Genomic DNA, 18909 nt, shown 5'->3' on the forward strand with positions numbered 1-18909 from the left:
CTTTAATAAACCGAAATCCGGTGGCCGAGCAAAGTCGAGGCCATTTTGATCTACTGGCAAAGAAGCGGATAATCAGATTATAATTTAACTACTGGTAAGATTTCGCATTTACATAATTTTTAAATGAAACAAATGGGTGCCGAGCATAGGTTGGAGAGTAGGTCGAACCAAGTCGAGGCCTTCCTTTTACACAAAATCTCAACCGTATCTACCTGATATCCTCCATTGAAGATTCTTAACAAGTTTTTGAAAAACAATTACTTAAAACAGGCTGTTCGTCTACCATAAACCAAAAATATTTCTACCATGCAAAAAGTACTTTCTATCCTGATGGTGATGACGATTTTCTTCGCATCAGCATTCACTCCCAAATCAACCAACGTTCACGAAGTCGAAGCAGACATCGTTGACTTGGCAGTTGCCACAGAATTCTTGTCTACACTCGTTGCTGCTGTACAAGCAGGTGACTTAGTAGACGTGTTGAAAGGTGACGGACCATTTACAGTATTTGCTCCAACTAATGAGGCATTTGCCAAGTTGCCGGCAGGAACTGTTGAAAATTTATTGAAGCCTGAAAACAAAGCGCAATTGGTAGCAGTGTTGACTTACCATGTCGTTCCGGGTAAGGTAATGTCTTCTGATCTAAAGAATGGTCAGAAAGCCAAGACTGTACAGGGTTCTGAAATCACAGTCACTTTGGCTAATGGAAAAGCAATGATTGACAATGCTACAGTAACTACCGCCGATATCGAGGCGAGCAATGGTGTGGTTCACGTGATCGACACTGTGATTCTTCCAAAAATGTAATTTCGGAATGTCATAAAAAAGCCCTCTGAATTTTGTTCAGAGGGCTTTTTTATGTTAAATTAGTTCCTTTCGCTTAAGAATTGTTTCCATGAATTTCTTGTCATTTTCGCTATTAAAAATTCGGAAAGGTAGATGAATAAATTGGGCCTTTGACAGGTAAAGTACAAACGCATCTTTGGTCAATTCTACTCGTTTGATCATGTTCCATTGGATGGGCATTCCCTCCCGTACGTTGATTTTCATAAGGATCTGTCGGCTGTCGATTTCGTAGGCCATTTTTTGGAATATTGCTTTGTTCTGTTCCATTTGAGTGACTCCGGTGAATTGGATAGTCCAGAAAAGCACATACAGTCCGTAAGCAATCACGGCACCTATAAACCACCAAATTGAAGCAATCCATAAATAACCTAAACAGATGGCGAGGGCAATTAGGATGACCCACCACTGTTCTTTAAGGATGGATTTCAGACCCATTTTGATGTATGTTCCAGTGGCTAGTTGGTATTTTTTAGTTTTGATAATCATCGGTTACGAATTTGAAAGCGCAAATATCCACCTATCCAAGTGATTAAGCAAGTCGAAAAAAATCATAAATTCGACAGGAGTACTGAATCGAGTCGGCCTTTGGCAGACAGGCATGACCATTGCACGACGAAGGGTGGAAATTATATAATCCCATGTAGAATCCTACCAAAAGGCCTGAGAGCTATCAGGAAGAAAGACTTTAAGAAAAAATTATATTCATATTAAACAAAAGTATTAATCGATTGATTTTAAACCTGTATTCGATTAACTTATCTCAAAATTTTTAGCCATGAACAGTCTTGTCATAGATCTCTTTATGTGTGGTGTGGCTTATGTCATCCTGATTTATTTCGTTGCTACGATGACGAAGAATTCGCTGAGAAGGGGAAATAGTAGTAATGATGATGGAGATGGAGGGATTGAGAATTTTACTCCTCCTAAAATCGACTTGCCTCCCGGGGTAATTTGGCCATCAGATTCTCCTCAAAAATCAAGAAAACCTGAGCCGATAGATTATTAATGGCATTTTTCGCAAACTCCCTGTACAAGAAGGTTCATTTCCTTTTTTATGAAGCCTGCAGGTAATTTGACTTGGGGAAGCGTGATATCCTCAAGGCAAGTGGTTTCACCACATGTTTCACATTTGAAGTGAACATGCTCGTGATTGTGGTGATGCTCTGATTCTCCATGCGCACAGAGGGCGTATTTAGTCGCTCCACTATCATCCAGGACCTTGTGAATGAGATCTTTGTCCAAAAAGGTTTTCAGCGTCCGATAAATTGTTACTCGATCAAATTGCTGATTGAGTGTATCCTCAAGGTCAGAATGGGAAAGGGCGACATTTTTAGCAAGAAACTCCTGAATGATATCCAGTCTGCAGTCAGTAATCCTGAGCTTATGTGACTGGAGTATGGTTAGTGGGCTAAGCATGACTTTTCTTTGGAAGGTCAAATTAACTCAAAAAACGGAAGTGAAAAAAAAGGCGCCGAATTCAGCGCCTTTTAAGTGTTTATTTTCCGGATTCTTCGGAGAGAATTTTCTCAATTCGTGCCAACACATCCTCTAGGTGGAGTTTTGACATTCGGTCGGAAGTTCGTCCAATTGCACCTCTTACTTGGCTTTGAAGTGTTTTCAATTCGCCTCTTGCCATTGGTCTGATGTCAGACTGAGACACATTGATTTGGGGCCCAACAAAAGCCCTAAACTGGGCAGGCAGATTAGGTTCATTTCCAGTAAGCAATAATTCAAGTCGCTCAATATGCGCGCGCTGAAGAGATCTACGGTGTACATCGATCGTTCTGCCGGCTGCAAGTTCGGTCCAAATGCCTTTTCTCAAATCATCAAACAATTCAGTCATTTTGTAGGCATCATTTCCGTTGATTGCTTCATTCTCGATCACACGGCCCAATCGACCCCAATCCAGGATTCCATTAAGCGAGGTCACTTGGATACCACGGATTCTTTCCAAGGCACCGAAATCACCAATACGGGAAATGATTTTATCATCCATCAACCACGTAGGCGTTGCAAACAACTGCTTGTTGATGAAATCAACGGCAGATTTTTGCATCTCCTTAGAAGTGTGCGTATAGACTGCTTCATCCTGACCCACTGACTTATATACTTCAGAGACACCGCCCACATTGGTTCTTACATGCCCCATATAACGGTTAAATTGACCAATGACCTGACCGTACATTTCTGAAAGATCAGCATAGTCCTTAAATGGTTTGTTTTCTTCAGCTGTCCATTCCATTAGGTTTGGCATAATGCGCTGTAAGTTTTTAATTCCGTATTCGGAAGCTTTCATCGCATTGTCACCCAAGTCTTCAGATTGAGTAGTTGGATCATAGTTGTTGCCTTGACGACCATATCTGTAGACAGGATCACCTTTTTTGTCCAAGATCCACTTATCCAAAATAGGACGTTCATCTTCAGGAGTGGCAGCCTCCGGAATCGGACGGTATCCCCACATGATGGCATATTTGTCATAAGGTCCTACATCAGGCATCAAGCTTACACCCTTATCCTCTGGCTGGGCGATGTAGTTGAATCTCGCATAGTCCATAATGGAAGGTGCGGTACCAAATTCTTTGGTGAATGCTGGGTCACGAAGCTTCTCTACCGGGTAAGCAACTGAAGAAGCGAAATTGTGTGGGAGACCTAACGTATGACCTACTTCATGAGCAGACACAAAACGGATCAATCGGCCCATGACCTCATCACTGAAATTTACACCTCTAGCGTCTGGGTTGATTGCTGCCGTTTGGATGAAAAACCAGTTTCTCAACAAGTTCATCACGTTGTGGTACCACCCGATATCCGACTCAAGAATTTCACCTGATCTTGGATCCGAAACGTGAGGTCCGTAAGCATTCTGAATGTCTGAGGCAAAATATCTGATTACTGAGAATCGTGCATCTTCCGGGCTCCAAGTCGGATCTTCTTCGGCAGTCGGTGCGTCTTTAGCAAGAATTGCATTCTTGAAACCTGCTGCTTCAAAGGCTTTCTGCCAATCTTCCACACCTTGTTTCAGGTAAGGTACCCACTTCGCCGGTGTAGCCGGATCGATATAATAAACGATTGGTTTGACAGGTTCTACCAATTCTCCTCGCTTAAACTTCTCCATGTCCTCTGGCTTTACTTCCAGTCTCCAACGGTCCAAATAGCGACGGGAAGTTGCTCGCTGCTCATCAGCACCATAGTCAACATAGGATCTTGCAAACCAACCTACTCGTCGATCTGCCAAACGCTGCTTCATAGGTTCCTTGGGAAGAAGTAACATGGAAGCGTTCATTTCCAATGTGATTAGGCCTGTGGCACTGTTGGAAGGGGGATCAGTGGCAGCATAAGTAAGCACATATCGAGCTTCGATGTTAATCGGATAGGGATTGACAGTCACGATGTAGGATCGGTCGGTGTCAAGTCTGGACACCTTATACTCAGTCCTTCTGTTTCGCTGTAAGCCAAGGGCTTGATTATCTTTATTGAACAAATCGGTGACCTCAATGACGGTCCCGGTAGAATCTGTTGCTCTGGATTTGATGGCGAATTTCTGAAGAATTGGCTCCAAGTTAGAAGCTTTCACGGCCATTGAAATTGGCAGTGAGTCCGCAGCGTAATTGTTTACAGAGACAACTTTGAGGAGGATGTCGTCATTGTTTTTCTCCCAACGGACCATCAAGTTATTGGTGTTTTCACCACCATAGCCAAGCCCGTCCGCTGTTTTGGCGATTCTTACGACCAATAACATGTCGCGACCCAGAAGTGAATCCGGAATTTCGTAGAAGTATTTATCTTCTATAGCATGAACTTTGAACAGTCCATCTTTGGTTTTTGCTTTGGCAGTGATGACCTCTTTGTAAGGTTTAGGACCATTTGCAGGAGTTGCTGCTGGTCTTGGTGTGGGTGCAGCGGCCGGAGTTTCTTGACCTTTTTTCTTTTTCTTTTGGGCAAATGAGTCCTCTGCGTAGAACAGAGATCCCATTACTCCAATGACAAAGGCGGTTCTCCTCAGTAATTTGGGTAAGGTGTAATGCATAATATATTAAGTTGATTTCTAGAATTAAAGTAACTTCCAAACAATGGGATATGACGGCGTTGAAACTTATTTTTTTATAAGCGGTTGAATCATCAAATCAAAGGCACTTGAAGGGAACAGAAAATCTAATTATTGTAATCGGTGGTGGACTAGCAGGACTCATTTCTTCTATCCTTCTGGCGCGGAAAGGCAAAAGCATAGTGCTGCTCGAGAAAAAAACATTTCCATTTCACAGGGTTTGTGGAGAGTATATTTCCAATGAAGTGTTGGATTTTTTGAAAAGAGAACAGCTTTATCCGGAGTTTTTAGATTTGCCCAAGATTACTCAGTTTGAGTTTAGTGATACTGGAGGGAAAACTGTCCAAACCCCATTAGATCTTGGGGGATTTGGTATAAGTAGGTTTGCATTAGATGCATGGTTGGTAGGCGAAGCACAAAAAGCTGGAGTTGAAGTAAGGGAGGGAACACAAGTATCGGATGTGAATTTTGACGAAAAATCAAACTCTTTTTCAATTAGCCTTTCTGATCATACTGTAATCCGGGGAGGTTTTGTCATCGGGGCTTTTGGAAAGCGAAGTAAGCTTGACAAGTCCCTCAAGCGATCCTTCATTGAGCAACGGAGTCCATACATCGGTGTGAAGTATCACATTAATACAGATTTTGCAAGGGATACAGTTGCTCTGTATAATTTCCATGGCGGGTACTGTGGTATCAATGCGATCGAAGAAGGGAAATTCAATTTATGTTATTTGGGAAGTCGAGATCAGCTCAGGAAGTTTGGGTCTGTGGAGGAAATGGAACGCCAAGTTTTATGGAAAAACCCCATTTTGAAACGAATTTTTCAGGAGAGTGAATTCCTTTTTGAAAAACCTGAAGTGATCAATGAGATTAACTTTGAGCGAAAAGAGCCGGTTGAAAATCACATTCTGATGGCTGGAGACGCAGCGGGACTCATTACTCCACTTTGTGGAAACGGAATGGCGATGGCTATCCACTCGGGGAAGTTGGCTGCCGAATCGATTATAGCTCAAAAGAACCGAAATGAAGTCGAATCTGCCTATACAAATGCTTGGATAAAGGAATTCCGACAACGACTTTGGGTAGGGAGAAATGTGCAGCGGCTATTTGGTTCTGGTGGCGCATCGGTTTTAGCTCGAAACCTAATCGATCACGTTCCTTTTTTTGCGAAGCAAATCATCAAAAGCACACATGGTAGGCCTTTTTGATCAATTCCCAAAGACCTGCAACACTTGAGTGTTTTCAAGGAAATAGTAAATGAAGAAAGCGTTCAAAGCCAACGCTGAAATGGTATTCATCCCCATAGTCCAAGAATAGGAAGCGTGCTTCTCTGGATTGTGCAAGACAAATCTGAACCAAATCAGGAAGAAAAGTAGGATAGGTGCCATCGCACTGAGGTAAACCCAAACTATTGGAGTTTGATTTCTATCCAGAAAGTACCAGAAAAACAGTGCTCCAGTAAGTGCAAAAAATAGGGTTGAAAAGAGAAAAGTCCCTTTTATTCCCAACTTGATACTCAGCGTATGATCCCCTCTTTTGGAGTCTTCCTGATGTTGATAAACCTGAGTGAGGGGATAGTTCCCCCACAGCATCATGCTGGTCAATAGTCCGGGAATAATTACGTGAGGTCTGAAAATCACGTCCCATCCCAAATCGCTTATCCCTGCATAGGCAAGCGCAAAAGTAAAGTACCCCTGAAAAAACCCTGCAATAAACCAACTAGCCCAAGCGTACTTTTTTATACGAATTTTGGGATGAGAATATGCCATGCTTACCAGCGCATACACCAAAAGCATACTGGCAAAAGACCAGCTGATTTTTGCCCCAAGTATCAATGCAATGAGTAAAAAAACCATCGAAAGCCAATAAAGATCTGGAGTCACTTTCGGAGGGTGCTTTAATCCGCCGATGCTTTCTTCATCCCGATCAAAGAAGCTATTGTATCCATTGCTACTAGGGTAAAGGAATAAGTGAAGTGCCAGAAAAACCAACAGGAGTCGACCTTCATTAAGGTTTGGGGTAAGTGCGAGTGCGAAAAGAAAAACGGGCATCAAAAAAAGTGAAAATGGGATGCGCAAATGGCGAATACTAGATAGGGTTATCATGGATTTTATTTGTTTAATTAACCTTCTCTTGGCAGGATGGTTGTATCTATTAACTTCAAATTTAGAAATAATCGCTTAACTTAATTTCATGAATTCCAGTATAGTCAGCATTGGGCTTTCCAATCCCGGAGCCCCAATCCCCCAGGCAGAAATTGCCCGATTTATGAAGCTGGCTCATCAGCTGGACGAATCCGATAGCCGAAAGTTGGGTTTTTTTTACCGGATGTCAGGAATTGATTTCAGACATAGTGTCATTGATGATTTTGATAAACTTCAAGTGGAAGACTTTACTTTTTTTCCCAAAAATCAGCAACTTATTCCCTTTCCTGGGACCAAGGCCAGGATGGAGGTGTTCCAGCAGACTGCTCCTAATCTTGCTGCTAATGCTTCCATCTCCTGTTTGGAACAAGTCGGCGAGAATGCCAAGTCCCTGACCCATTTGATATTAGTGTCCTGTACGGGAATGGTGGCTCCGGGAGTGGAGCTTCAACTGATGGAAAAACTCGGACTTGGGGATGATGTCGAGCGCTATTGTATTCATTTTATGGGATGCTATGCAGCATTTACAGGTCTTAAGCTTGCCGATAAAATCGTTAGAGCTGAGCCTGAAGCCAAGGTTTTGGTGGTATCTGTAGAACTCTGCACCCTACATTTCCAAAAGGAATATTCAGATGATAATATCCTTGCTAATTCGCTTTTTGGTGACGGGGCCGCTGCAGCCTTGATTATGAATTCAGATAAAGGCTTAAAGATAAACTCCTATCTCAGCCAAGTACTTCGAGAAGGTGAACACGACATGGCTTGGGGAATCGGAGACTTTGGATTTGAAATGAAACTCAGCAAATATATTCCTGCGCTTTTGGACAAAGGGATCAATGAGCTAAAAGATGCATTTGAACGAAAATTTGGGCTTAGCCAAATTCAAAATTTCGCCATTCATCCCGGAGGAAAGCAAATCCTTCAAAAAGTGCAGGAGGCCTTCGGACTGGCACCCGAAGTCAATTTTCATGCAGGGGAAGTTCTTCGTCAGTTTGGCAATATGTCTTCAGCGACAATTCTTTTTGTGCTTGAGCGAATGATTAAAGACCCTTTGGTGCATGGAGAAATTCTTTCAATGGGATTCGGACCTGGCTTAACTTTAGAAACTATGCATTTGATTAAGCAATGAGCAAATTTGCGAAGCGAAGTGAGGAAAAAGAGCTCATGGACGACCTTGAGTGTTCAGGGGAAGAACTCGCCCAAACGCTTCGTGAACTGAAAACTATCAATCATTGGCTGGGTGGAAATCATGTGACGACCAATGGATTGAATAAAATCATGTCGCATCGCCCACAATATTCCTACAGAATTGCGGATATCGGTTGCGGTGGAGGTGACATGATTCGAATCATGAATGACTGGTCACAATCCAAAAATAGGCAAGTGGATTTTGTGGGAATTGATGCAAACAGGAACATTATCGAGCTAGCTAAGGTTAGACTTAATGATGTGACCAATGTCCACTGGCAGGTTCAGAATGTATTTGAACCGGAATTTTCCAAGGAAAAGGTGGATATCATCACTTGCACGCTCTTTACTCATCACTTTACTGACGGGGAGTTGGGGGGTCTATTCCGAGCTTTTAGGGAGAAAGCATCCCTTGGTTTTGTGATCAATGATCTGCATCGTCATTGGTTTGCTTTTCACAGTATAAGGATTCTGACCAAGCTTTTCAGTAAATCTCCCATGGTCCAAAATGATGCCTCACTCTCTGTTCTGAGAAGTTTTAGAAAGGCAGACCTGAAGCGGATATTAGAAGTAGCTGGAATAAATAATTATCAAATCAGTTGGTTTTGGGCATTTAGATGGCAAGTTTTGGTCTTGTTTTAAATATTAACCTTAATTTAAAAACTATGGAATTGTCTCCTGAAGCCGTTAATTCACTTTTAGAACAAGGGATAGCACTAGCTTACAAAATTATCCCTACTCTCATTTATGCCCTACTTTTTTACTTCATCGCTAAGTTTATCATCAATAAATTCATTAAAGGTTTCGGAATAATTCTTGAGAAAAGAGATTCAAACCCTTCTTTAAACACCTTTCTGATTGGTTTAGTCAAAGCCTTGCTTTTTGTGTCATTGTTTATTGGCTTGGCAACGATATTAGGGGTGCCAATGGCTTCGTTTTTGGCAATTTTGGGAGCTGCTGGTTTGGCAATTGGTCTGGCATTGCAGGGATCTCTGTCCAATTTTGCCGGTGGTGTCTTGATATTGCTGTTCAAGCCCTTTAAAGTTGGCGATGTGATTACTGGGAAGGGACACACAGGCTCTGTTTCCAAAATTGATATTCTATATACTCACATGTTTACATTTGATAATAAGGAAGTGGTGATCCCAAACGGAAGCTTGGCCAATTCTGATGTGGTGAATATTTCCTCTCAACCTACACGAAGAGTTGACATCAATGTAGGGGTATCATATGATACAGATATCAAAAAAGCCAGAGCAGTTATTTTTGAAATTTTGAAAAATGATGATCGGGTACATGCCGAACCAGCGCCTGTGGTTTGGCTAAACAATTTTGGGGACAGTTCCTTAGATCTTGTTGTTCGAGCATGGGCTAATCGAGAACATGTGTGGCCTGTCTACTGGGATACCATGGAAAAAATCAAGGAAGCTTTTGATCAGAATGAAATCGAAATACCATTCCCTCAGCGTGTTCTTCATCACGTAAAAGAAGAGTAGGAGAAAGCGGTAGTAGTGTGGCTAGAATTTGTTTTTTGCCACAAACCTGCCTGACGGTAGGTAGGGTTCGCAAAGGAGCGCAAAGAAATTTCACCACAGAGCACTCTGAGAAAATGGCTTTAAGGATCAAGCCTTTTGGATTGGACTTTTTACCTTTTCAGCTCAATTGGCCTTTTTTAAGGTCACAGAGGCGCTTCGCTTCGTGGCAGAACCTCGCCTGACGGTGAGGCAGGACTGAAGACTTTGCGCTAACCGGTTCATTAGGTGAAGAAAGAATAAAAAAAAGGCTGTCTCATATGTGCCAAATTTCACATTAAACGAAATAGAAATATAGTCCAATTGCATAGAAATTACCTTCGCCTCTTGTCACATTGAGTGGAGTCAAAGTGTCAGGCTGACAATGGACTTCTTTTTGAGACAGCCTTTTTTATTTTAGGATCTGGGCAATGTGATAGTTTTGGTCTCGCCGCCACGGGTTATAGTTACTTCCATATTGCAAACTTCTCTACCGAAATCAATGATCATTTCTTCACGTGATGGAATTTTCAAGGATAATATTCCAGCACTTGGAACTCTGATTCCTGAACGAATGCATCGCTCCATGTATATCAATGGGGATTTGATCTCAATGAGGTAATCATTTCCCATCCTGTTCTTTCCTTTGCTTCCTCCCAAAACTTTATATACAATTCCCCGATCTCCGTTTGGTAGAAAAATGTGCCTTACGTGCCTGGATTCAACAGTTCTGAAGGTTCTATCAGGCCAGGTAATTTTTCCTCTTTCCATTGTAATTCTAAAAGAAAAGAATTTTTCCCTTTCATTGAAGCCTTCGTTTTTCACAACTCGGATGCCTTCAATTTTCCTGTCATTAACATAGAAATTTTCAAAAGTTGTGGTGATTACAGATCCCGGGGTCCAATATCTTCCGGTATAGGTAACTATCATTTTGCCTTTTCTAGTGACACCCCGAGGACTGGTACATCCGGCTCCAAAGTCAATGATCATCTTTTTTAAATTTGGAAACCATTCGATGTTGACCTTTTCACAAAGATCCTCTTCCATGGATACCAGGGTTCTGTTTGCGAATCCGCTTCGCTGAAACCCAGACAAGGTTACCTCATCGACATCTTCCATCACCGAATTCAAATCTACTTCCTGGGAAGTCTCCTCAGTTTCATTAAATTGAGCTGAAGGCATGGCATCTTCTTTTTCGCAAGAAGCAAAAAGGAATAAGCCGACAATTGCCAATACCTTAATCGGGTTTAAAGGAGCTGATTTCATGGTAGTTGAGTTTAAATTATTTGGAATTTACGGATTTTAGACTTCTTGACTTCATTAATGTTTAATATTTCACTTCTATTTCTTCTAAACTTTTCCTGTGAATATCAGGCACGTAGGTTATTTGCCTTGGATAGCCAACTGGCAAAAGAAGAAAGGGCTTCTCATTTACTGGCCGTCCCAATATTTTACTCAAGAAATTCATCGGACTTGGTGTGTGAGTGACTGTGACGAGTCCTGCTTGATGAATTGCTGCAATCAAAAACCCGCAGGCAATGCCGACTGACTCAGACACATAGTAATGTTGTACTTTTTCTCCTTTCTCTGTACCAAAAGATTGCTTGAAAACAATTATTAAATAAGGAGCGTCCTCCAAAAATGGCTTTTCCCAATCTGTGCCTAGAGGCCTTAAATCGGCTTTCCAGTCCTCTGGCATTCGTTGAGAATAGGATATTTTTTCTTCTTCCTCGGCAGCTTGACGAATTTGTTTTTTGATATCAGGATTGGAGATCAAACAAAAAGTCCAGGGTTGTTTATGTGCGCCTGATGGAGCTGTGCCGGCGGTTCGGATGATATTTTCCAGTACTTCCAGTGGAATATCACGGGTATCAAATTCCCGAACCGTCCTGCGAGTATTCATTTGCTGATAAAACTCTTCCGAATTTTTAATCAATTCATTCTCAGAAATTTCAGGTCTTTGATACCGGACATGCTCGTATCCGTTGATTAATTTTCTTTCCATAGTTAAACAAAAACGGCTATCTCGAAAGATAGCCGCTTCATTTGAAATTTTTTGTTAGTTAATCGAGTGTGATTTCTTTTGAACCACCTGGATAGGTAATTTCGACGACTTTGTCGCAAGTGCCGATTCCGTAGTTAGCCGTGACTGTAAAGTTTTGATAGGTAAATGCCAAGACACCGGAACTTGGAATAAACACACCGGTTCGGGCACAAACTTCTTTAATGATCAGCGGTTCGATTACAGCGGCTGTATAGTCAACACCACCTCTACTTTTTCCTGAAGCTGTTCCGGTAACCGACACATCGTACCCAGCACTACCCAAAGTGGCCTGACGGACTTGAGTACTGTTATAGGTCACTTTTGAATTGTCCGGCCAAGTGATAAGACCGTTTTCAATCTTCACATTTAAGGTGACCCTACTGGTAAGCAGATTTATTCCAGCATTAGTAATCGTACGAATTCCTTGAATCTTCAGACCGTTCACCTCATAACCTTCAAAAGTGGTGACAATAGAAGTTCCTGGAAAAAGAAAATTAGACCCAGTGTAGGATAAAAGTATTTTCCCTTTTCGAATTACACCGTTGGGACTCGTGCATCCAGTACCGAAGTCGACAGTAATTTTTCTGGTATTTTCATTGTGGGTCACTGTTGCATTGGCACAGAGGTCAGCAGATGCTTGGGTTCGTGCCCCCAAGCCACTTCTTTGGAGTACATCTAAAGTGAGAAAGTCCAAATCTTCGAAGGCGGCATTTATTTTAAATTCATCTTCAACTACTGCCAAACTCGGTTCATTCTTGGTAGGATCTGTATCATCTGAACAAGAGAACTGTGCGAGAAGGATGAGTGCCAAAAAAGCTAGCGATGGAATAGAAAATTGTTTGTTCATAAAATTTAAGCGTTTAAAAATCAGGTAAATCTAAAATTAATTTTCTGATTTGGGCTTCGCTATCATAGGTTTTTTGGGCTTTCCACCTACACATCCAATATTTTGAGTGAAAGAAATATCAGATGGTAAAATCCCCATTCCTTCGCTTAAATCCCATTCTTCTTCAATGGGTTTTTCAGGTTTTGGTTTTTTGTTCATTTGTTCTCTTTTACCCTTAGAACGGCCAATTGTCTTTAAAGGGTTTGCCCTCAAAATATAAATTGAGTTCTTGATTGGTGAGAAGGCAAGATTCAAGTTCTTTTTGGATTTGTTCCTGATCTGGATATTGACCTATTAAAACCAACTCATTCATTCGATCGCCGAAAAGCCTATCCCATTTACTTTCGATGTGCTTTTGGTTTTCTATGAATGAAGCATATTGGCTTCTCTGCTTAAAAGTCATCGAAGCCCACCAAACTCCAACAGGATCTGCCTTGAGACTTCCTCCAGCCTGAGACCAAGAAATGGCTTCATTTTTTCGGGAAGCTATGTAAAAAAGCCCTTTACTTCGGATTATACTCGCCGGCCAAGATTCATTAATATATTTCCAAAATCGCTGTGGATGAAATGGTTTACGATCCCTAAATACAAAACTTGAAATTCCGTATTCTTCAGTCTCCGGCGTATGCTCTTTTAGGAGTTCTTCCTGCCAGGCATCAGTGCCCTCCAGTTCCTCTGCATCATAAAGCCCAGAATTTAGGATTAATTCAGGTGCAATTTTGCCATGATCCGAGTAGATTATTTTTGCTTTTGGATTTAGTTTTTGTAAAATGGCTCTTAACTCACCTGCTTGGGTTTCGCTGACCAGGTCGGTTTTATTAAGTAAAATTACATTTGCAAATTCAATTTGATCGGTCAGGAGATTGACGATCGACCGTTGATCCTCTTCGTCCTCATTCATTCCTTTTGAGAATACAGTCTCAGCGCTTCCAAAATCTTTTGGAAAATTCAATGCATCTACTACGGTCACCAAGGTGTCTAATCGACTGAATTTAGATAGGTTGATGCCTTTTTCTTCGTCAATGAAGCTAAAGGTCTGCGCAACCGGTAGCGGTTCAGAAATCCCTGAACTTTCGATCAAGAGGTAGTCGAAGCGATTTTCCAAAGCGAGCTTTTCGATTTCGAGCATCAGGTCTTCCCGTAGCGTGCAGCAGATGCAGCCATTACTCATTTCCACCAGTTTTTCTTCAGTCTTCGAAAGGGTATTGCCTTGGGCAATGATCTGAGCATCAATATTGATTTCACCCATATCATTGACGATCACAGCTACTTTCAGCCCTTCTTTGTTGTTCAAAATGTGATTGAGCAGGGTGGTTTTCCCCGCACCTAAAAAGCCACTAAGTACCGTGACCGGAAGTTTATTTGCCATAGATTAATTGATTATTTCTGCATTTTTGAGAATGAATGTCATTTCTTCGACATCGTCAGCATTGAGTTGTAGTATTCCCCGCACCTTGATGATTTGATCCATTTTGAGTTTTCGTGAAGGAGGGACTTTTAAGTGTGCCATAGCCACGCTTTCAGGTCCGGACCCCCCACAGAAAAAGCACTCGGCCATGGGGTATTTTGACAAGATGATGGTGGTGTTCTGCTTCAAATCCAGTGGAATGTAGAATCCCTGAAGTTCCACGGGTTTGCCTTCCAATCCTTTGAGTTGTGCATTGAAATTCGGGTAATAGAAATATAATCCGTGAGTTCGATTATATTTTTCAGTGAATTTGGTCGTAGAAAAAAGCTCCCAGAGCCTTTCAGGTGGCATTTGAAAAGATGTCAGAATACCTATGATGAGGAGACAATAGCATACCTGGGAAGCCTGCCTTTTTGAATTAAATCGTGCTTTTCGTTTGCTAAACATGGATATTTTAAATGCAACAATATTGCAAATATAAATCAATTTTCTTCAAGCCTACAATAGTTATCTTTGGCCATGATTGATTTTGATTTCCAGACCGAGCAGGTCACCGAAAAGCTCAAAACCCTCCAAAGCCAAGCCTCCACCCTAAGTATTTATAGGTTAATCACGTTCTTTGGAACAGGAGCATTATTTGTTTTAGGAGTTTCAGAAAACCCGTTTTGGCATATACTTACAGCTTTAGCACTTGCGGTTTTTATCCACCTGATTCAGAAAACCAATACACTCAAAGATCAGGAGCAGATCTATTTGGCCTTGATTAAAATCAGTGAAAATAAGGCGTTAAGGAAAAATAGGACCTTGGAGAAATTGGATTCGGGTGCTGAGTTTTCTGATAAACACCATCCTTTCTCGGGAGATCTGGATATTTTTGGGGATCATTCGCTTTTCCAATTGCTGAATCATACCACCTCAGTAAATGGAAAAAAGCGATTGGCGGACTTGATCAAAAGTCCATTCGTTCCAGAATCATCGAAATCTCGCTCGGAAGCAGTTGCTGAACTTTCGAAAAAGAAGGAATTCCTTGATTCCATGGAAGCCATAGGTTTGGCCTTTCAAAAGGAAGAAAAACCTTATGAATTTTGGATCAAATGGCTTGAACAGAAGGAAAAGAATTCTGTGCTTAATTTGATTTTAGCTTTTTTTGGGCCACTTGGTGCTATTGCGATGTTTATCCTGGTTTATGTTGGCGTGATTCCCGAGGCGTTTATAGGGCTCTGGATTTTATTCGGCCTTGGGTTTTTGAGTCGTGTTTTTGTCCCTTTGAAAAATGCAGCTGACTCCATCCCATCGGCTACCACACTTAAATCCTATGGTCTCAGATCCAAACAAATTGAGAAAGAAACCTTCAATTGCTCCACTTTACAGATTGAAAAGGACTTTTTTGGAAAAGATGTAACGGCCTCACAGAAGTTGAAACAGTTAGACCGACTCGGGCTTTGGACTCAAAATCGAAAGAATTTGATCTATATACTGATCAATATCCTTTTTTGGACAGACTTTTACCTTTTTATCCAATTATCCAAATGGAAGAAAAAGGTCGGTTCATCACTTAGTCATTTACCCGAAAACCTGGAAAAATGGGAGATTTGGGTCTCTCTAGGAGCATTTGAATCTCAACTTGAGGGGAATGGAAAAGTAGAGTGGTCTACCGAGCTCTCCCTTTCCGCCCAAGAACTGTCTCATCCTCTTATTTTACCAAGAACTGCAATTCCCAATTCCATTGAATTTGATGAAGCAAATCGACTGGTGATTTTGACAGGGTCAAATATGAGTGGCAAAACTACTTTCCTGAGAACGCTGGGAATTAATTGCGTCTTGGCCAATTTGGGCCTCAGTCCGTTTGGATTGAGTCTGACTTTGGGCCCGATTCAGTTGTATACCAGTATGCGCAATTCAGATAACTTAGGAGAGAGCGTCAGTTCCTTTTATGCGGAACTTAGCCGGATCCACAATTTAATTGAGCGTTTAGAATCAGGAGAGGCTTTATTTTTTCTTTTGGATGAAATTCTAAAAGGGACAAATACTCAGGATCGGATTTCCGGTTCGGAAGCTTTAATCAGGCAAATTCTCCAAACCAGAGGCTTTGGCATTATCAGTACGCATGACATTGAATTGTCGGAATTGGAACAAAGTGTGGATAAAGTCCACAATTTTTCTTTCCATTCTGAGATTTTGGACAAGTCAATTGACTTTGACTACAAAATCAAAAAAGGACCCTGTCCAAGCTTCAATGCCCATAAATTGATGGAATTGATGGGGATAAAATTCCTCAGATAGTCCGGATTGGCATTTTGATTGAATGATTTGAAGAAAATCAATTGTTTACTTAAATCAAAAATCCATGAACTCACTACTTTATTTAATCGCCGTTATTTTAGTCATCGGATGGTTGTTGGGTGTTTTCTTTTATAGTGTTGGAGGACTAATCCACATTCTATTAGTCCTAGCTGTCATCTCGGTTATTCTTCGTCTGATCAGTGGAAGAACCGTCTAGGATAAATACCGCCTACTCTGGAAAACCATGCTTCATTCTCTGAGAATCTGTTAATTTTGGTCTCTCTATGGCCAAAGCAATACAAAACCAGATTCTCGGAGTTTTAGGAGGCGGACAGTTGGGTCGTATGCTCATACAGTCTGCCATCAATTACAATCAAGATATTCATATCCTCGATCCCGACCCAAATGCACCCTGCAAGGATATTGCGCAGCATTTTGAGGTGGGTTCACTTAAGGATTTTGATACGGTTTATGCCTTTGGGAAAAATTGTGACGTGATCACAGTAGAGATTGAGGCCGTCAATACCGATGCATTGCAAAAGTTGGCCGATGAAGGGAAAAAAGTATTTCCACAGCCTCATATTCTCAAACTAATTCAAGACAAGCGGGAGCAAAAGCAATTCTATCAGCAGCATGGGATTCCCACTGCTGATTTTATTTTGACTGAAAATAAGGCGGATGTTATTGCCAAAAAGGACTTTTTACCCGCTGTAAATAAGCTCGGAAAAGAAGGCTATGATGGTCGTGGAGTCCAGATTTTGAGGTCGGAAGCAGATTTGGAAAAAGCCTTTGATGCTCCTGGTCTTTTGGAAAAACTCATCGATTTCAATAAAGAAATTGCCGTGACCGTAGCCCGCAATGAAAACGGTGACTTGATCGCTTATCCTGCAGTAGAGTGTGCCTTTCATCCGACTGCCAACTTGGTCGAATTCCTCTTTGCGCCAGCTGAAATTTCTACAGAGGTTGAAGCCAAAGCTCAAGAAATCGCTAAAGATGTCATTTTGAAATTGGATATGGTCGGCCTCCTCGCTGTCGAACTTTTTGTCACCAAATCCGGTGAAGTCCTAGTAAACGAAATAGCTCCACGTCCACACAACAGCGGGCACCATACGATTGAAGCCAACTTTACCTCTCAGTTTGAGCAGCATCTGCGCTCAGTGATGAATTGGCCATTAGGAGATCCAAGTTTGAGATGTCCTGCTGCCATGATTAATTTGCTTGGTGAAGACGGTTTTTCTGGTCCTGCAATCGTGGAGGGAAAAGAAGAGGCTCTTGCACAAAAAGGAGTGTATATTCACTTGTATGGAAAAAAGCTCACAAAGCCGTTTCGAAAAATGGGTCATGTGACTATTCTCGACGAAGATCTTGACAGCCTCAAGTCCAAAGCCAATCGAATCAAAGAACTTATCAAAATCAAATCTACTCCATGAACCCACAGGTAGGAATAATCATGGGAAGTCAATCCGATCTTCCTGTCATGGCCGAAGCGGCGCAGTTTTTAGAGGAAATCGGTATAGCATACGAACTGACGGTGGTATCTGCACATCGCACTCCACAGCGAATGATTGACTATGCGCAATCAGCCCGTGAGCGAGGAATCAAAGTCATCGTAGCAGGTGCCGGTGGTGCAGCGCATCTTCCGGGAATGGTCGCTTCCTTGACCAGTTTGCCAGTGATTGGAGTTCCTGTGAAAAGCTCAAATTCTATCGATGGTTGGGATAGCATCCTGTCCATTTTGCAGATGCCAAGTGGGATTCCCGTGGCGACAGTTGCCTTGAATGGAGGTAAAAATGCCGGGATCTTGGCCGCCTCCATTGTAGGAGCCTTTGATTTAGAAGTTGGGAAAAAGATGGATGCCTTCAAAACCGGCCTTTACGAAAAAGTCGAAGAATCCGCCGCAGAAATTGAGGAAAGGGGCTGGAAAGCGATGTTGAAGAAGTAAGGGGTGACCCCCTAAGTAAGAGATTTACAAAAGGGGCTGGTGTTTTAGAAGCTTAAACTTCAATTTTAACCTACCTTTTGCCACTTTTTTTTAACCGCAAAGGTTGCACAAAGGAAGAGATAAAAGACAGTATCATTTTCTTAACGAACCTCAAGGGTTTTAGCCGAATCAATCCTCTCTGAGGACACAAAGTTAAAAAAGCTAAAGCTTTTTTAATCTGCTCGGTAAATTTATCTGAACTCTAAAACCCAATAATTATTAGGAGTCTAAGTTTGAAAGTTGTTAAGTTGACTAGGGTAAAACGCATACAAACCTATCTAGACGCCGTAAATCGTAACTCTTAAATCGTAAATACCTTCATGGATTGGAAAAAGCCTATCAAATTCAAAATAGGAGACGTGGACTGGGAAATGCCACTTAATGTACTGCTACTTCTAATCTTCCTCGCTTTGGTATTGATGGCGGGCGGACTTTGGATGGGTTTCCGCTTTGGTTCGGGACAGCTTTAAATTTAATACTTTAAGTTAATGAGCCGATTAGCAATCCTAATCGGCTCATATTTTTTAATATTATGAGCCGAATATATATTTAATCGGCTCATAATTTCCCTAT

Annotated in this window: 21 protein-coding genes; 11 read left to right on the forward strand and 10 right to left on the reverse strand. The window is 41.6% G+C overall.

The annotated features are described in order from the left end of the window. The first annotated feature begins 306 nt into the window (after nt 1-306). Nucleotides 307-807, forward strand: a complete 501-nt coding sequence (locus ACK4HU_RS13560; protein WP_409807594.1) for a fasciclin domain-containing protein — start codon at nt 307-309, stop codon at nt 805-807. A 54-nt stretch (nt 808-861) separates the two neighbouring features. Here the strand turns inward: ACK4HU_RS13560 and ACK4HU_RS13565 are convergent, their stop codons facing one another. Beyond that, nucleotides 862-1332: a YcxB family protein gene (locus tag ACK4HU_RS13565; RefSeq protein WP_409807596.1), complete on the reverse strand. Its 471-nt coding sequence runs from the start codon at nt 1330-1332 to the stop codon at nt 862-864. Nucleotides 1333-1621: 289 nt separating this feature from the next. On the opposite strand from ACK4HU_RS13565, the gene ACK4HU_RS13570 reads away from it, so the two are divergent. Then, nucleotides 1622-1852 carry a hypothetical protein gene (locus ACK4HU_RS13570; RefSeq protein WP_409807598.1) on the forward strand — a complete coding sequence of 77 codons (231 nt, stop codon included), beginning with the start codon at nt 1622-1624 and terminating at the stop codon, nt 1850-1852. Here ACK4HU_RS13570 and ACK4HU_RS13575 read toward each other — a convergent pair. After that, nucleotides 1849-2262 (reverse strand): Fur family transcriptional regulator, encoded by a 414-nt coding sequence (locus ACK4HU_RS13575; RefSeq protein ID WP_409807599.1) that lies wholly within the window; start codon nt 2260-2262, stop codon nt 1849-1851. The two genes, ACK4HU_RS13570 and ACK4HU_RS13575, sit on opposite strands and share 4 nt — an antisense overlap. A 79-nt stretch (nt 2263-2341) precedes the next feature. Continuing rightward, nucleotides 2342-4873 (reverse strand): zinc-dependent metalloprotease, encoded by a 2532-nt coding sequence (locus ACK4HU_RS13580; protein WP_409807601.1) that lies wholly within the window; start codon nt 4871-4873, stop codon nt 2342-2344. Between the two features lie 107 nt (nt 4874-4980). Between ACK4HU_RS13580 and ACK4HU_RS13585 the strand changes: the two genes are divergently transcribed. Further along, the gene (locus ACK4HU_RS13585) at nt 4981-6099 is read left to right on the forward strand and encodes an NAD(P)/FAD-dependent oxidoreductase (protein ID WP_409807603.1); all 1119 of its coding nucleotides are present in this window, start codon (nt 4981-4983) and stop codon (nt 6097-6099) included. Here the strand turns inward: ACK4HU_RS13585 and ACK4HU_RS13590 are convergent, their stop codons facing one another. Beyond that, nucleotides 6100-6996: a UbiA family prenyltransferase gene (locus tag ACK4HU_RS13590; protein WP_409807605.1), complete on the reverse strand. Its 897-nt coding sequence runs from the start codon at nt 6994-6996 to the stop codon at nt 6100-6102. A gap of 88 nt (nt 6997-7084) precedes the next feature. On the opposite strand from ACK4HU_RS13590, the gene ACK4HU_RS13595 reads away from it, so the two are divergent. From ACK4HU_RS13595 to ACK4HU_RS13605, 3 genes are read left to right on the forward strand one after another with little or no spacing between them, the layout of a single operon-like run. After that, the gene (locus tag ACK4HU_RS13595; RefSeq protein WP_409807607.1) at nt 7085-8164 is read left to right on the forward strand and encodes a type III polyketide synthase; all 1080 of its coding nucleotides are present in this window, start codon (nt 7085-7087) and stop codon (nt 8162-8164) included. Further along, the gene (locus ACK4HU_RS13600) at nt 8161-8865 is read left to right on the forward strand and encodes a methyltransferase domain-containing protein (protein ID WP_409807608.1); all 705 of its coding nucleotides are present in this window, start codon (nt 8161-8163) and stop codon (nt 8863-8865) included. Before ACK4HU_RS13595 ends, ACK4HU_RS13600 begins: the two co-directional genes overlap by 4 nt. A gap of 23 nt (nt 8866-8888) precedes the next feature. Further along, nucleotides 8889-9719 carry a mechanosensitive ion channel family protein gene (locus ACK4HU_RS13605; RefSeq protein ID WP_409807610.1) on the forward strand — a complete coding sequence of 277 codons (831 nt, stop codon included), beginning with the start codon at nt 8889-8891 and terminating at the stop codon, nt 9717-9719. Nucleotides 9720-10151: 432 nt separating this feature from the next. On the opposite strand, the gene ACK4HU_RS13610 is transcribed toward ACK4HU_RS13605, so the two are convergent. From ACK4HU_RS13610 to ACK4HU_RS13635, 6 genes are all read right to left on the reverse strand, one after another. Further along, entirely contained in the window at nt 10152-11000 is an 849-nt protein-coding gene (locus ACK4HU_RS13610; protein ID WP_409807612.1) for a hypothetical protein, read from the reverse strand. A 61-nt stretch (nt 11001-11061) separates the two neighbouring features. Then, complete coding sequence (locus tag ACK4HU_RS13615; RefSeq protein ID WP_409807614.1) at nt 11062-11739, reverse strand: nitroreductase family protein; 678 nt, start codon at nt 11737-11739, stop codon at nt 11062-11064. 58 nt (nt 11740-11797) lie between these two features. Next, nucleotides 11798-12625 (reverse strand): hypothetical protein, encoded by an 828-nt coding sequence (locus ACK4HU_RS13620; RefSeq protein ID WP_409807616.1) that lies wholly within the window; start codon nt 12623-12625, stop codon nt 11798-11800. A 36-nt stretch (nt 12626-12661) separates the two neighbouring features. Then, nucleotides 12662-12823 carry a hypothetical protein gene (locus tag ACK4HU_RS13625; RefSeq protein ID WP_409807617.1) on the reverse strand — a complete coding sequence of 54 codons (162 nt, stop codon included), beginning with the start codon at nt 12821-12823 and terminating at the stop codon, nt 12662-12664. Between the two features lie 16 nt (nt 12824-12839). Beyond that, nucleotides 12840-14033, reverse strand: coding sequence for a GTP-binding protein (locus tag ACK4HU_RS13630; protein WP_409807619.1), 1194 nt, complete (start codon nt 14031-14033; stop codon nt 12840-12842). Nucleotides 14034-14036: 3 nt separating this feature from the next. Continuing rightward, complete coding sequence (locus ACK4HU_RS13635) at nt 14037-14423, reverse strand: hypothetical protein (protein WP_409807620.1); 387 nt, start codon at nt 14421-14423, stop codon at nt 14037-14039. Nucleotides 14424-14591: 168 nt separating this feature from the next. On the opposite strand from ACK4HU_RS13635, the gene ACK4HU_RS13640 reads away from it, so the two are divergent. The 5 genes from ACK4HU_RS13640 to ACK4HU_RS13660 all read left to right on the forward strand — a co-directional run bounded on the left by ACK4HU_RS13640 (nt 14592) and on the right by ACK4HU_RS13660 (nt 18806). After that, nucleotides 14592-16355, forward strand: a complete 1764-nt coding sequence (locus ACK4HU_RS13640; RefSeq protein ID WP_409807622.1) for a MutS-related protein — start codon at nt 14592-14594, stop codon at nt 16353-16355. A gap of 64 nt (nt 16356-16419) precedes the next feature. Then, nucleotides 16420-16572 carry a lmo0937 family membrane protein gene (locus tag ACK4HU_RS13645; protein ID WP_409807623.1) on the forward strand — a complete coding sequence of 51 codons (153 nt, stop codon included), beginning with the start codon at nt 16420-16422 and terminating at the stop codon, nt 16570-16572. Nucleotides 16573-16639: 67 nt separating this feature from the next. Further along, the gene (locus ACK4HU_RS13650; protein ID WP_409807625.1) at nt 16640-17785 is read left to right on the forward strand and encodes a 5-(carboxyamino)imidazole ribonucleotide synthase; all 1146 of its coding nucleotides are present in this window, start codon (nt 16640-16642) and stop codon (nt 17783-17785) included. Further along, nucleotides 17782-18297 carry a 5-(carboxyamino)imidazole ribonucleotide mutase gene (gene purE / locus ACK4HU_RS13655; RefSeq protein WP_409807627.1) on the forward strand — a complete coding sequence of 172 codons (516 nt, stop codon included), beginning with the start codon at nt 17782-17784 and terminating at the stop codon, nt 18295-18297. Before ACK4HU_RS13650 ends, purE begins: the two co-directional genes overlap by 4 nt. Nucleotides 18298-18656: 359 nt before the next feature. Beyond that, entirely contained in the window at nt 18657-18806 is a 150-nt protein-coding gene (locus tag ACK4HU_RS13660; RefSeq protein WP_409807629.1) for a hypothetical protein, read from the forward strand. Nucleotides 18807-18909 lie beyond the last annotated feature (103 nt).

Origin of the sequence: Algoriphagus sp. (genome assembly GCF_046296635.1) — a bacterium.
GTDB lineage: Bacteria > Bacteroidota > Bacteroidia > Cytophagales > Cyclobacteriaceae > Algoriphagus.